Raw genomic sequence first — 12,308 nt, forward strand, 5'->3', positions numbered from 1 at the left:
CGACTGCCGAATCCTTAAGGGGAGTTCGTGGGGCACAGCACGGAAGGCCGTTTCGACCGCGGAAAGATCCGGATCGGGGACGAGGAGTTCGAGTACCACCCGATCGCCGGAATCGACGGGAGCGACACCCTCCCCTACACCCTGCGCATCCTGCTGGAGAACCTGCTGCGGCACCGGGACGGTGGCGCGGTCACCGACCGGGACGTCCGGGAGCTGGCGTCCTGGACTCCCGCCGGGCCGCCGCGCGAGGTGCTGTTCCACCCGGCCCGGGTCCTGATGCAGGACTACAGCGGCGTCCCCTGCCTGGTCGACCTGGCCGCGATGCGCGACGCCGCCGCCGGGCTCGGCGGCGACCCCGCCCGGCTGGGTCCGCGGATCCCGGTCGACCTGGTGGTCGACCACTCGGTGATGGCCGACACCTTCGGCACCCCCGCGTCGTTCCTGCTCAACGCCGAACTGGACCACCGGCGCAACGAGGAGCGCTACCGCCTGCTGCGCTGGGCCGAAGGGGCCGTCGAGGGGCTGACGGTGATCCCGCCGAACACCGGCATCGTGCACCAGGTCAACCTGGAGCGGCTGGCGACCGTGGTGACCGAGCGCGGGGGCGTGCTCCTCCCGGACACCGTGGTCGGCACCGACTCGCACACCCCGATGGTGAACGGCCTCGGCGTCCTCGGCTGGGGCGTCGGCGGCATCGAGGCGCTCGCCGCGGCGCTCGGACGGCCGGTCTCGCTGCGGGTCCCCCGAGTGATCGGCTGCGAGCTGACCGGGCGCCCCGCGCCCGGGGTGACCGCCACCGACGTGGTGCTGTCGCTGACCGAGCGGCTGCGCCGGCACGGCGTGGTCGGGGCCTTCCTGGAGTTCCACGGCCCCGGCATGGCGGCCCTGCCGCTCGCCGACCGGGCCACCATCGCCAACATGGCCCCGGAGTTCGGCTCCACCTGCGCCTACTTCCCGGTCGACGGGGAGACCCTGCGCTACCTGCGCACCACCGGCCGCTCCGAGCGGCAGACCGGCCTGGTCGAGGCGTACGCCAAGGCCCAGGGGCTCTGGTACGACCCGGCGGACCGGCCGCGGCGCGACGAGGAACTGGCCTTCGACCTCGGCGCGGTGGTGCCCTCCCTGGCCGGCCCGCGCCGCCCGCAGGACCGGGTCGCGCTCGCCGCGGCGCCCGAGTCCTGCCGCGCCGCGGTCGCCGCCGCGCACGACGGCGGCCCGCGCTCCGTCGCGGTCGCCGACCCCGACGGCCCCGACTACCGGCTCTCCGACGGGGCCGTGGTGCTGGCCGCCATCACCTCGTGCACCAACACCTCCAACGCCCCGCTGATGATCGCCGCCGGCCTGCTGGCCGAGCGGGCGGTCGAACGCGGCCTGACCCGCAAGCCCTGGGTGAAGACCACGCTGGCCCCGGGATCGGCCGTGGTGACGGGCTACCTGGCCGCCGCCGGCCTCGACGCCCCCCTGGAGCGGCTCGGCTTCCACCGGGTGGCCTACGGGTGCACGACCTGCATCGGCAACGCCGGGCCGCTGCCCGGACCGGTCGCCGCCGCGATCCGGGAGGGCGGGCTGGCCACCGCCGCCGTGCTGTCGGGCAACCGCAACTTCGAGGGCCGGATCAGCCCCGACGTCCGGATGAACTACCTGGCCTCCCCTCCCCTGGTGGTGGCCTACGCGCTGGCCGGGACGATGGCGCTGGACCTCACCACCGAACCGCTCGGCCACGACCCGGACGGGCGCCCCGTCCACCTGGCCGACCTGTGGCCCTCCCCCGAGGAGGTCGCCGAGGTCGCGGCCCGCGCCATCGGCCCCGAGCTGCACCGGGACACCTACGCCGCGCTGCTCGGGGGCGACGAGCGGTGGCGGGCGCTGCCCGCGGCGCGGGGGCACCGCTTCCCGTGGTCGGCGGACTCCACGTACGTCAAGCCCCCGCCGTACCTGGCCGGCCTCGCCGCCGCGGCGCCCGCGCCGCAGGACGTCCGCGGCGCCCGGGTGCTGGTCAAGCTCGGCGACTCCGTCACCACGGACCACATCTCCCCGGCCGGGTCGATCCCCCCGGACTCCCCGGCCGGGGCCTACCTGGCCTCGCTCGGAGTGCCGGTCGCCGAGTTCAACTCCTACGGCGCCCGGCGCACCAACCACGAGGTGCTGCTGCGGGGGCTGTTCGCCAACCCGCGGCTGCGCAACCAGCTGCTGCCCGGGGTCGAGGGCGGGTACACCGTGGACCTGCTGTCCGGCCGGACCACCACCGTCTACGAGGCGGCGGCGGCCTACCGGACCGCCGGGGTGCCGCTGGTGGTCCTCGCCGGGGCCGAGTACGGCACGGGCTCCTCGCGGGACTGGGCGGCCAAGGGCCCGGCGCTGATGGGCGTCCGGGCGGTGCTGGCCCGTTCCTTCGAGCGCATCCACCGCTCCAACCTGGTGGGCATGGGAATCCTCCCGCTGCAATTCCCGGACGGCGAGAGCGCGGATTCCCTGGGGCTGACCGGGCACGAGGAGTTCGACATCGAAGGGATCGCCGAATTCGCCCGCGGAATGCCGGGGAAGGTCACCGTCCGGGCCGGTTCGGTGGAATTCGAGGCGGTGGTCCGGGTCGACACCGCGACCGAGGCGGAGTACGTCCGGCACGGCGGGATCATGCCCTGGGCACTGCGCGCCGCCCTGGAGCCGGCCCGGTGACCGCGACCCGGCTGCTCGCCGAAGGACCGGGGGCGGTGGCGGCCGTGGCCGCGGCCGTCGCGGACCTGCCGGCCCGTCGCGGGCGCCGGCCGCGCGGCGTCCTGGTGGTGGGCGGCGGCTTCGCCTCCCGCGACTGGGCGCCGGGCGTCCGGGCCGCGCTGCGCCCGGCGGGGCTCGCGGTCCTGGTCCACCGGGGCACGACCACCCCGCGGAGCGTGGCCGAACTCGCCGCCGGGCTGCGCGCGGAGCGGGCCGAGGTGGTCGTCGCCCTGGGCGGGGGCAGCGTGCTGGACGCGGCCAAGGCCGCGGCGGTGCTCGCCGCCCACGAGCGGCCGGACGCCGACCTGGTGGTGGCCCGCTGCCTCGGCCGCACCCCGGCCACGGGGCCGGGCATCCCGGTGATCGCCGTCCCGACCACCGCCGGGACCGGGGCGGAGGCCACCCCGTTCGCCACCGTCTGGGACCTCGCCCGCGGGCGCAAGCTCTCGCTGGCCGGGAGCGGCGTCCGGCCGCTGGCCGCGGTGCTCGACCCGGACCTGCTGGCCGGGCTGGACCGGAACGCACTGGCCGCCGGGGTCCTGGACACGCTCTGCCAGGCCGTCGAGGCGGCCTGGTCGATCCGCTCCGGCCCGGAGTCGACGGCCTGGGGCCTGCGGGCCCTCGGCCAGGCGGCCCCCGCCCTGGACCGGGCCGCCGCCGGGACGCCCGGCGCGGCGGAACGGCTGGCCCTCCAGCGGGCGGGCCACGCCTCGGGCCAGGCCATCGCGCTCGCCCAGACGTCCTCGTGCCACGCCGTCTCGTACGCGCTGACCCTGCGCCTGGGCCTGTCGCACGGCCACGCCTGCGGGGTGGCGCTCGGACCGCTGCTGCGCCACAACGCGGCCGTCACCGAGGCCGACTGCGCCGACCCGCGGGGCACCGCCCACGTCCGGCGGCTGATCGCCGACCTCGCCGCGCCGCTGGGCGGCAGCCCCGCCGAGGCCGCTGCCCGGGTGGAGGGCTTCCTCGCCGGAAGCGGCCTGGCCCGCCTGGACGAACTGCCCGTCTCCGCCGAGGAGGTGGCGGCGGACGCGCTGTCCTACCCGCGTTGCCACGACAACCCCCGACGACTGAGCCACGACTCGCTGAGCCGGCTGCTGGCCGACCGATCCGCAACGGAGGAGATGTGCGGATAGATCCGTTCAAGCTCGCCCACTGGATGAACGCCCGCAAGTACACCCCCGCGCAGACCGCCGAACTGGCCGGACTGCCCGCCGACACACTGCGCGGCCTGCTGGAGCGCCAGGAGACCGGCGGGGAGGCGGAGTTGGCCGCGGTCGCCGCGGCGCTCCGGCTGGACCCCGGCCAGCTCGCCGCCACCGGGGCCCGGGACCTGGCGGTCGTCCACCAGAGCGCGGAGGCGATGCACGCCACCCGGCGCCCGATCCAGCGGGACGGCATCCACTTCTACAACTACTACGGCCTGGCCGCGCCCGAGGGCCGGGTCGCGCCGGTGGTGCTCGACATCCTGTGCCCGCCCGAGCGGATCCCGGCGCTGAACAACGGGCACCTGGAGCCGGCCATCACGGTGAACCTCGGCCCGGGCGACATCAACGGCCGCTGGGGGGCCGAACTCGGCCCGGACACCTGGCAGGTGCTCCGGGCCAACACCGGGCCCGACCGGTGGATCACCGGCGACTCCTACGTCGAGCCGTCCTACTGCCCGCACAGCTACTCGCTGGCCGGGACGCGGCCGGCCCGGATCGTCTCCTACACCGGCGAGTCCCCGCTGGCCGGGCTGCTCGCCGAGGCCGACGACTGGCCGGCCGCAGCCTTCGAACGGGCCGTGCGGGAGGTCGACGGCCTGGCCCCCGGTCCGCTGCTGGACCTGCTGCTGACCCGCCGGCTCCACACCCGCGCGACGGCCGCCCGGGCCGCCGGGCTGACGGAGCGCCGGCTCGCCGAGGCGGTGGAGGAGCCGGACTCCCCGCAGGCCCCGGCGGTGCTGCGCATGCTCGGCCGCGCGCTCGGCTTCGACTACCGGGTGCTGCTGCCGCCCGAGCGGCGGCTCGACCCGGTCGGCAAGACCTGGGCGACGCTCGACCAGGCCCGGCGCGGCATCCGCCGGTTCGGCCCCTACACCGTCGCCTCGATGGCCTGCGCCCCGCACCTGCCCGACCTCACCGGCGCCTTCCTGCGGATCGACCACGAGGCCGACGCCCCCGGAGCGGAGCTCGCGGACCACGGGCAGAGCCACTACCTCGTGCTGGAGGGCGAGCTCAACCTCTCCTGGGACGAGCCGGGCGGCCCGCGGTCGGTGAAGTGCGCCACCGACGACTCGGTCTGGGTCGGGCCGTTCACCGCGCACCGCTGGAGCGGCCGCGGCAGCGTCCTGAAGTTCGGCTCCGGCACCCACCCCGGCTCCCAGGACTGGCTGGAACTCGGCAACACCCACGAACCGTCCGCCACCCTGCGCCGCAGCCGCCACGACCTGGCCGGCTGGGGGTACGAGGACTGAGAGGAAGCGAAGCGATGCGCGTCGTCTACACCGACCCGGCCTGGGCCCTGGACGCCTCCGGCCGGCCCGATCCGGCCGCCGCCGACCTGGAGCGCGAGGTGCTGGGCCCGGACATCGACGTCGAGATCGGCCCCTTCGAGGACGGCTACCTCGTCAGCGGACCGCGCCTGCTGGAGGCCGTCCGCGGCGCCGACGCCCTGGTGGTCTACCGCTGCCAGGTGGACGAGGCCCTGCTCGCCGCCGCCGGGCCGACCTGCCGGGTGGTCGCGCGCAGCGGCGTGGGCGTGGACAACCTCAACGGCCCGCTGCTGGCCCGCGAGGGCCTGATCGGGTTCAACGTCCCCGACTACTGCGGCGACGAGGTGAGCACGCACACCCTGGCGCTGCTGCTGGCCCTGGAGCGCGGCGTCTGCGTCCAGGACCGGCTGGTGCGCGCCGACCGGTGGGGCATCCACCGCGGCGGCGTGCCCCGGCGGACCTCCGCGGCCACGGTCGGCATCGTCGGCTTCGGCCGGATCGGCCGGGCCACCGCCCGCAAGCTCCAGGTCTGCTACGGCCGGGTGCTGGCGCACGACCCGTACGTGCCCCCGGACGTGATGGCCGCGCACGGCGTGCGCGCCGTCGCCGACCTCCCCGGGCTGCTGGCCGAGGCGGACGCGGTGGTGCTGCACACCGCGCTGACCGACGAGACCCGCGGCATGGTCGACCGGGCCCTGCTGGAGCACGCCCGCCCCGGCCAGCTGCTGGTGAACACGGCGCGCGGCGCGCTGGTGGACCCGGCGGCGGTGCTGGCCGCGCTGGAGTCCGGCCGCCTGGCCGGATTCGCCTCGGACGTCTTCTCGCCCGAGGACCCCAACCGTTCCCCCGACACGCGGAAGCTGCTGGAGCGCGACGACGTGGTCGTGAGTTCGCACCGCGCGTTCCTGTCCACCGAATCGGAACTCAGCCTGCGCCGCAGAGTCGCGGCCGGGGTGCGCGCGGTCCTGCTGGACGGGACCGCCCCCGCCGAGGGCCGGGTGGCCTGATCGATGACCGTACCCGCCCCCTCCGGGGGCCCGCACAACCGGAGGTTCGTGTGACCAGTCCGACTTCCCTGCCCGACGGCGGCACGGCCCCGTCCACCCCCGGGCAGCGGCTGCGACACCTGCTGGCGCAGACCGAGCCGGTCCAGCTGATGGGGGCCCACGACGGGCTCAGCGCGCGGATCGCCGCCGCCGAGGGGTTCCCGGCGCTCTGGGCGTCCGGGCTGTGCATGTCCACGGCCCGCGGCGTGCGGGACAGCGACGAGGCGACCTGGAGCGAGCTGCTGGACCTGGCGGCGACCATGATCGAGGCCGCCCCCGGGGTGCCCGTCCTGATCGACGGCGACACCGGCTACGGCAACTTCAACACCGCCCGGCGGTTCGCCGCGCGGGCCGAGCGGATCGGCGCGGCCGGCGTCTGCTTCGAGGACAAGGTCTTCCCCAAGATGAACTCCTTCTTCGGCGACGGCCACGCGCTGGCCCCGGTGCCGGAGTTCTGCGGGAAGATCCGGGCCTGCAAGGACGGCCAGCGCGACCCCGGCTTCCTCGTGGTGGCGCGGACCGAGACCCTGATCGCGGGCCGCCCGGTGGAGGAGGCGCTGGAACGGGCCGAGGCCTACGCCGAGGCCGGGGCCGACGCGCTGTTCATCCACTCGCGCAAGCCCACGCCGGTGGAGATCGCCGGGTTCCTGGAGCGCTACGACGGCCGGCTCCCGGTGGTGATCGCCCCCACCACCTTCCACACCCCCACCGTCGACGAGTTCGGCCGGCTCGGGGTCTCCGGGGTGATCTGGGCCAACCACAGCATGCGGGCGTCCTTCGCCGCGATGCGCGACGTCTGCCAGCAGATCCGGTCGAACCGCGGCATCTCCGCGGTCGAGGGCCAGGTCGCCTCGCTCAAGGAGGTCTTCGGCCTGCTGGAGTACGAGGCGCTGGAGGCCGACGAGGCCGCCTACACCGGTGCCCTCGGCGGTGCGGCGGTGGCCGGTTGATCGCCGCGGACGACCTGGTCACGGGGCTGGGCGGGCTGGGCGTCACCAGCGTCTCGGGCGTCCCGTGCTCGTACCTCACCCCGGTGATCAACCGGGTGATCAGCGACCCCGCGGTGGACTACCTGACGGTCACCCAGGAGGGCGAGGCGGCGGCGATCGCGGCGGGCGCCTGGCTCGGCGGCGGACTCGGCTGCGCGATCGGCCAGAACTCCGGCCTGGGGAACATGGTCAATCCGCTGACCTCGCTGCTGCACCCGGCCCGCATCCCCGCCCTGCTGCTGGTCACCTGGCGCGGCCGCCCCGGCCGCCCGGACGAACCGCAGCACGAGCTGATGGGCCGGATCACCGGGGGCCTGCTGGACCTCTGCGAGGTCGGCCACGCCGTGCTCGGGCCCGAGCCCGGGCTGCTGGCCGGCCGGCTCGCCGAGGCCGAGGCGGCCCTGCGCAAGTCCGAACTGCCGTACGCGCTGGTGATCCCGGACGGCACGGTCGCCGCCGAACCGCTCGACGAGCTGCCGCCCGCCGCGCACCGCGCCGAGCCGGTCCGGGAGCCGGCGGCGGGCCCGCCGCCCACCCGGGCCCGCGCCCTGGAACGGCTGCTGGCGGAGCTCCCCGCGACGGCGGCGGTGGTCTCCACGACCGGCATGACCAGCCGGGAGCTGTACACCCTCCAGGACCGCGAGCAGCACTTCTACCTGGTCGGCGCGATGGGGTCGGCGGCCACCGTCGGCCTCGGCGTGGCCCGCCACACCCAGCGGCCGGTGGTGGTCGTGGACGGGGACGGCGCCCTGCTGATGCGGCTGGGCAGCCTCGCCACCCTGGGCGCCCACGCGCCCGGCACCCTGGTGCACCTGGTCCTGGACAACGGGGTCCACGACTCCACCGGCGGCCAGCGCTCGCTGTCCGCGTCCACCGACCTGCCCGCGGTGGCCGCCGCCTGCGGCTACGCCGCGGTCCACGCCTGCTCCTCGCTGGACGGGCTGGCGCGGGCGCTGCGGCAGGCGCTCGCCGCGCCCGGGCCCGGGCCCGCCCTCATCCACCTGCGCACCGCGCCGGGCGCGCTGCCCGGCCTCGGCCGTCCGACCGTGACGCCGGCCGAAGTGGCCCGCAGGTTCCGGGAGTTCGTCACCTCGCCGGTGGGGGGCTGATCCCGATGCCGCAGACCGGCGGACCCGCGCACCCGATCGGCGTGATCCACGGCCGCTTCCAGATGCTGCACCTGGGGCACCTGGAGTACCTGCTGGCCGGGGCGGACCGGTGCCGGACCCTCGTGGTCGGGATCACCAACCCCGACCCGTGGACCACCGCGGACGAGCCCAGCGACCCCGAGCGCGGCCGGCCCGAGTCCAACCCGTGCACCTACTACGAGCGCCACCTGATGGTCGAGGCCGCCCTCACCGAGGCCGGGGTGGCCCCGGAGCGCCTGCGGATCGTGCCGTTCCCGCACAGCTTCCCCGAGCGCCTGGCGCACTACGCGCCGCGGGAGGCGGTCTACCTGCTCACCCTCTACGACGCCTGGGGCGACGCCAAGCTGCGGCGCTTCCACGACCTCGGCCTGCGGACCGAGGTGATGTGGCGCCGGACCGAGAAACCCGTCAGCGGCAGCCTGGTGCGCCGCACCCTGGCCGCCGGAGGCGACTGGGAGTCCCTGGTGCCGCCGGGGGTGGCCCGCGTGGTGAAGGAACGGAGGATCGATGAGCGCATCCGCGGCTGAACCGGACCCGGCCGGCCGGGTCCTGCTGGTGGTGCTGTGCGGCGGCGGCGACCGGCCGATCGCCGAGCTGGGCGGGCTGACCCCCTTCGAGGCGGCCGACACGCCGCAGCTGGACGCGCTGGCCCGGGCGGGCAGCAGCGGCCTGCTGGAGGTGATCTCGCCGGACGTGCCGCCGGAGTCCGACTCGGGGGCGATGGCGCTGCTCGGGTACGACCCGCTGGTCCACTACACCGGCCGCGGGCCGCTGGAGGGCCTCGGCATGGACTTCTGGCGCACCGACGGCTTCTCGGTCGCGTTCCGGGTGAACTTCGCCAGCTGGGACCCGGGAACCGGGCGGCTGGACCGGCGGACCTCCCGCGACCTCACGGAGGACGACCAGGAGCAGCTGGTCGCCGAGGTCCTCGCCGGGGTCGACCTCGGCGAGGACCTGGAACTGCGGCTCACCGGCTTCGGCCGCCACCGCGGCATCCTCTCCTTCACCAGCCGCACGCTCGCGCTGTCCGGGCGGGTGGGCAACACCGACCCGGGCTTCGAGGCGCGCGGGCCGTTCGGGGTGCCGGTCGACCGGCCCGCCGGGGTCCCGCTGGGCTGCGCGCCGCTGGACGGCACCCCGGGGGCGGCCGCCACCGCCGCCCTGGTGGACCGCTTCGTGGCGCTCAGCGCCGGGGTGATGGAGCGCAGCGAGGTCAACGCGCGGCGCCGGGCCGAGGGCCGCCGGCCGGCCAACCTGCTGCTGGTGCGGGACGGCGGGGACCGCCTGCCCAAGCTGGACCCGTTCACCGGCCGGACCGGACGCACCCTGTCGATGTACGGGCAGGTCCCGGCCGAACGCGGCCTGGCCCGGCTGATCGGGGCCCGGTTCACCCACTCCCGCCCGGCCCGGGGCCAGTCGGAGCCCGACTACTACCGGGAGCTGGTGCCGCAACTGCTCCGCGACCCGGCCGACCTGGTCTTCGTCCACCTCAAGGGCCCCGACGAGCCGGGCCACGACGGCCGGCCGGCCGACAAGGTCCGGGCGATCGCCGAGATCGACGCGCACTTCCTGCGGCCGCTGGTCTCCGCGCTCACCCCCGCCGACCTGCTGGTCGTCACCTGCGACCACTCCACGCCGTGCGAGCTGCGCATCCACAGCCCCGACCGGGTGCCCGCGGTGGCGTACGGCGCCGGGGTGGCCGCGGACGGGGTCACCGCCTTCGGCGAGCGCGCGGCGGCCTCCGGCGCGCTGCCCGCCGACCGGGCCGACCGGCTGCTGGCCGCCCTGCTGCCGGAGCGGGGGGTGCGCGGGTGAGGGTCACCGCCCTGCTGCTGCGCGGCATCCTCGACTCCCGGGGCGAGCCGACGGTGGAGGCCGAACTGGAGCTGTCCTCCGGGCACCGCGGCCGCGGCTCGGCGCCGCGGGCCATCGCCCCCGGGCGGCTGGAGCGCAGCCTCGGCGACCCGGACCGGATCGGCCGCTTCCCGTCCCCCGCGCTGGCCGCCCGGCTGACCGCGGCCCGCGACCTCGACCAGCCGGGCCTGGACGCCCTGCTGACCGCGGCCCACGACGAGGGCGCGGCGGGCGCGGCGACCACGCTGGCCGTCTCGCTGGCGTTCGCCCGGGCGGCGGCCGACGCCCGCGGCGAACCGCTGCACCGGGCGCTCGCCGCCCAGGCGGGCAGCCGGCCCGCGCTGCCCCGGCTGATGGTCAACGTCTTCTCCGGCGGCATCCACCGCCGGGAGGCCGCCGACGGGTTCCAGCAGGTGATGCTGCTGCCCGCCGGCGACTGCCTCACCGATGACGTCCGGGTGGCCGCCCTGGTGCACCGGCGGGCCGAGGAACTGGCCGTCGAGCGCTTCGGGACGGTGGCGCTCTCGGCGTCCAGCGGGCTGCTGGCGCCGGTCGGCACCGTCGGCCAACTGGAGCTGCTGGAGAAGGCGGTGGCCGACACGCCCGGCGGGGACCGGTGCACGGTCGGCGTCGACGTGGCGGCCGAGCACCTGCTGGCGGACGACGGCCGGTACCGCTTCGACGGCGGCCGGTACGAGCCCGGGGCGTTCGCCGAGCTGCTGGCCGAGCTCGTCGAACGGCACCGGATCACCTTCCTGGAGGACCCGTTCGACCCGGCCCACCAGCCGTGGTGGCGGCGGCTGCGGGGCCGGCTGCCCGCGTCCGCGGCGGTGGTCGGCGACGACCTGTTCGCCACCGACGCGGCCCGGATCGACCGCTCGCTCGCCGACGGCGTCCTGCTGAAGCCCAGTCAGGTCGGCACCGTCTCCGGCACCCTGGCCGCCGCCGCGGCGGCCAGGGACGCCGGGATGCTGCTGGCCGTCTCGCACCGCTCGGGCGAGACCGAGGACACCGCGATGTGCGACCTGGCCGTCGCGGTGGGCGCCGAACTGATCAAGATCGGCGGCCCGCGCCGGGGTGACCGGCTCGTCAAGTACAACCAACTGCTCCGGCTGGCGGAGGAACTTCCGTCCGGGGCGAGTCCGTCGGGCATCCGCGCCGACTGAGACCCACGAGAAGGAGAGAAGGACCATGACCACCACCAAGGCCCGCACCTTCCGCGAGCTGATGAACGCCCCCGAGATCCTCACCGTGCCGAGCGCGTACGACGCACTGGGGGCCAAGGTCATCGAGCAGGCCGGCTTCGCCGCCGTCCACATGACCGGCTCCGGCACCTCCGCCTCCATGCTCGGCCTGCCGGACCTGGGCTTCACCAGCGTCTCGGAGCAGGCCACCAACGCCAAGAACATCGTGCTCGCCGTCGACCGCCCGGTGATCATGGACGCCGACGCGGGCTACGGCAACGCCATGAACACCTGGCGGGCGATCCGCGAGTTCGAACGGGCGGGCATCGTCGGCTGCCACCTGGAGGACCAGGTCAACCCCAAGCGCTGCGGCCACCTGGAGGGCAAGACCCTGATCAGCACCGAGGAGATGTGCGGCAAGATCGAGGCCGCCGTCGAGGCCCGGGTCGACCCGGACTTCACCGTCATCGCCCGGACCGACGCCCGGGAGTCGTTCGGCCTGGACGAGGCGCTGCGCCGCTCCCGCGAGTACGTCGCGGCCGGGGCCGACTGCATCTTCCTGGAGGCGATGCTCACCGTCGACGAGATGAAGCGGGTCCGCGACGAACTGGACGTCCCGCTGCTCGCCAACATGGTCGAGGGCGGCAAGACCCCCTGGCTGACCACCAAGGAGCTGGAGGCGATCGGCTACAACCTCGCCATCTACCCGCTCTCCGGCTGGATGGCCGCCGCCTCCGTGCTGCAGAAGCTCTACGCCGAGCTGCGCGACACCGGCACCACCCAGGGCTTCTGGGGCAAGTACGGCCTCGGGATGACCTTCCCGGAGCTGTTCGAGGTCTTCGAGTACGGCCGCATCTCCGAGCTCGAGCAGCGCTTCGTCCGCGGCCAGGACTGAC

General features: G+C 75.8%; 10 protein-coding genes. All 10 read left to right on the plus strand.

Annotated elements, in window-relative coordinates; genetic code table 11:
- The first annotated feature begins 27 nt into the window (after positions 1-27).
- From acnA to bcpA, 10 genes are read left to right on the plus strand one after another with little or no spacing between them, the layout of a single operon-like run.
- Positions 28-2,676: an aconitate hydratase AcnA gene (gene acnA / locus OO48_RS07985; protein WP_033213685.1), complete on the plus strand. Its 2,649-nt coding sequence runs from the start codon at positions 28-30 to the stop codon at positions 2,674-2,676.
- Entirely contained in the window at positions 2,673-3,851 is a 1,179-nt protein-coding gene (locus tag OO48_RS07990; protein WP_033213686.1) for an iron-containing alcohol dehydrogenase, read from the plus strand. The genes acnA and OO48_RS07990 overlap by 4 nt, the downstream gene beginning before the upstream one ends.
- Positions 3,842-5,173 (plus strand): cupin domain-containing protein, encoded by a 1,332-nt coding sequence (locus OO48_RS07995; protein WP_033213687.1) that lies wholly within the window; start codon positions 3,842-3,844, stop codon positions 5,171-5,173. The genes OO48_RS07990 and OO48_RS07995 overlap by 10 nt, the downstream gene beginning before the upstream one ends.
- Positions 5,174-5,187: 14 nt before the next feature.
- Positions 5,188-6,198 (plus strand): C-terminal binding protein, encoded by a 1,011-nt coding sequence (locus OO48_RS08000; RefSeq protein WP_033213688.1) that lies wholly within the window; start codon positions 5,188-5,190, stop codon positions 6,196-6,198.
- A gap of 50 nt (positions 6,199-6,248) precedes the next feature.
- The gene (aepX, locus tag OO48_RS08005; RefSeq protein ID WP_051731873.1) at positions 6,249-7,187 is read left to right on the plus strand and encodes a phosphoenolpyruvate mutase; all 939 of its coding nucleotides are present in this window, start codon (positions 6,249-6,251) and stop codon (positions 7,185-7,187) included.
- Positions 7,184-8,335 carry a phosphonopyruvate decarboxylase gene (gene aepY, locus OO48_RS08010; RefSeq protein ID WP_051731874.1) on the plus strand — a complete coding sequence of 384 codons (1,152 nt, stop codon included), beginning with the start codon at positions 7,184-7,186 and terminating at the stop codon, positions 8,333-8,335. The genes aepX and aepY overlap by 4 nt, the downstream gene beginning before the upstream one ends.
- 5 nt (positions 8,336-8,340) lie before the next feature.
- Positions 8,341-8,901 (plus strand): nucleotidyl transferase family protein, encoded by a 561-nt coding sequence (locus tag OO48_RS08015; RefSeq protein ID WP_033213689.1) that lies wholly within the window; start codon positions 8,341-8,343, stop codon positions 8,899-8,901.
- Positions 8,882-10,189: a CMP-5'-phosphonoformate--3-phosphoglycerate phosphonoformyl transferase gene (locus tag OO48_RS08020; protein WP_051731875.1), complete on the plus strand. Its 1,308-nt coding sequence runs from the start codon at positions 8,882-8,884 to the stop codon at positions 10,187-10,189. Before OO48_RS08015 ends, OO48_RS08020 begins: the two co-directional genes overlap by 20 nt.
- Positions 10,186-11,394: an enolase-like domain-containing protein gene (locus tag OO48_RS08025; RefSeq protein ID WP_033213690.1), complete on the plus strand. Its 1,209-nt coding sequence runs from the start codon at positions 10,186-10,188 to the stop codon at positions 11,392-11,394. Before OO48_RS08020 ends, OO48_RS08025 begins: the two co-directional genes overlap by 4 nt.
- Before the next feature lie 25 nt (positions 11,395-11,419).
- The gene (gene bcpA, locus OO48_RS08030; RefSeq protein ID WP_033213691.1) at positions 11,420-12,307 is read left to right on the plus strand and encodes a carboxyvinyl-carboxyphosphonate phosphorylmutase; all 888 of its coding nucleotides are present in this window, start codon (positions 11,420-11,422) and stop codon (positions 12,305-12,307) included.
- Position 12,308 lies beyond the last annotated feature (1 nt).

The organism is Kitasatospora phosalacinea (genome assembly GCF_000716545.1).
GTDB classification, from domain to species: domain Bacteria; phylum Actinomycetota; class Actinomycetes; order Streptomycetales; family Streptomycetaceae; genus Kitasatospora; species Kitasatospora phosalacinea.

Excerpts from the sequence above, each read along its gene's own strand:
- OO48_RS08020 (WP_051731875.1), top strand. The coding sequence starts at position 8,882 with ATGAGCGCATCCGCGGCTGAACCGGACCCGGCCGGCCGGGTCCTGCTG.
- OO48_RS08015 (WP_033213689.1), top strand. The coding sequence starts at position 8,341 with ATGCCGCAGACCGGCGGACCCGCGCACCCGATCGGCGTGATCCACGGC.
- OO48_RS08000 (WP_033213688.1), top strand. The coding sequence starts at position 5,188 with ATGCGCGTCGTCTACACCGACCCGGCCTGGGCCCTGGACGCCTCCGGC.
- bcpA (WP_033213691.1), top strand. The coding sequence starts at position 11,420 with ATGACCACCACCAAGGCCCGCACCTTCCGCGAGCTGATGAACGCCCCC.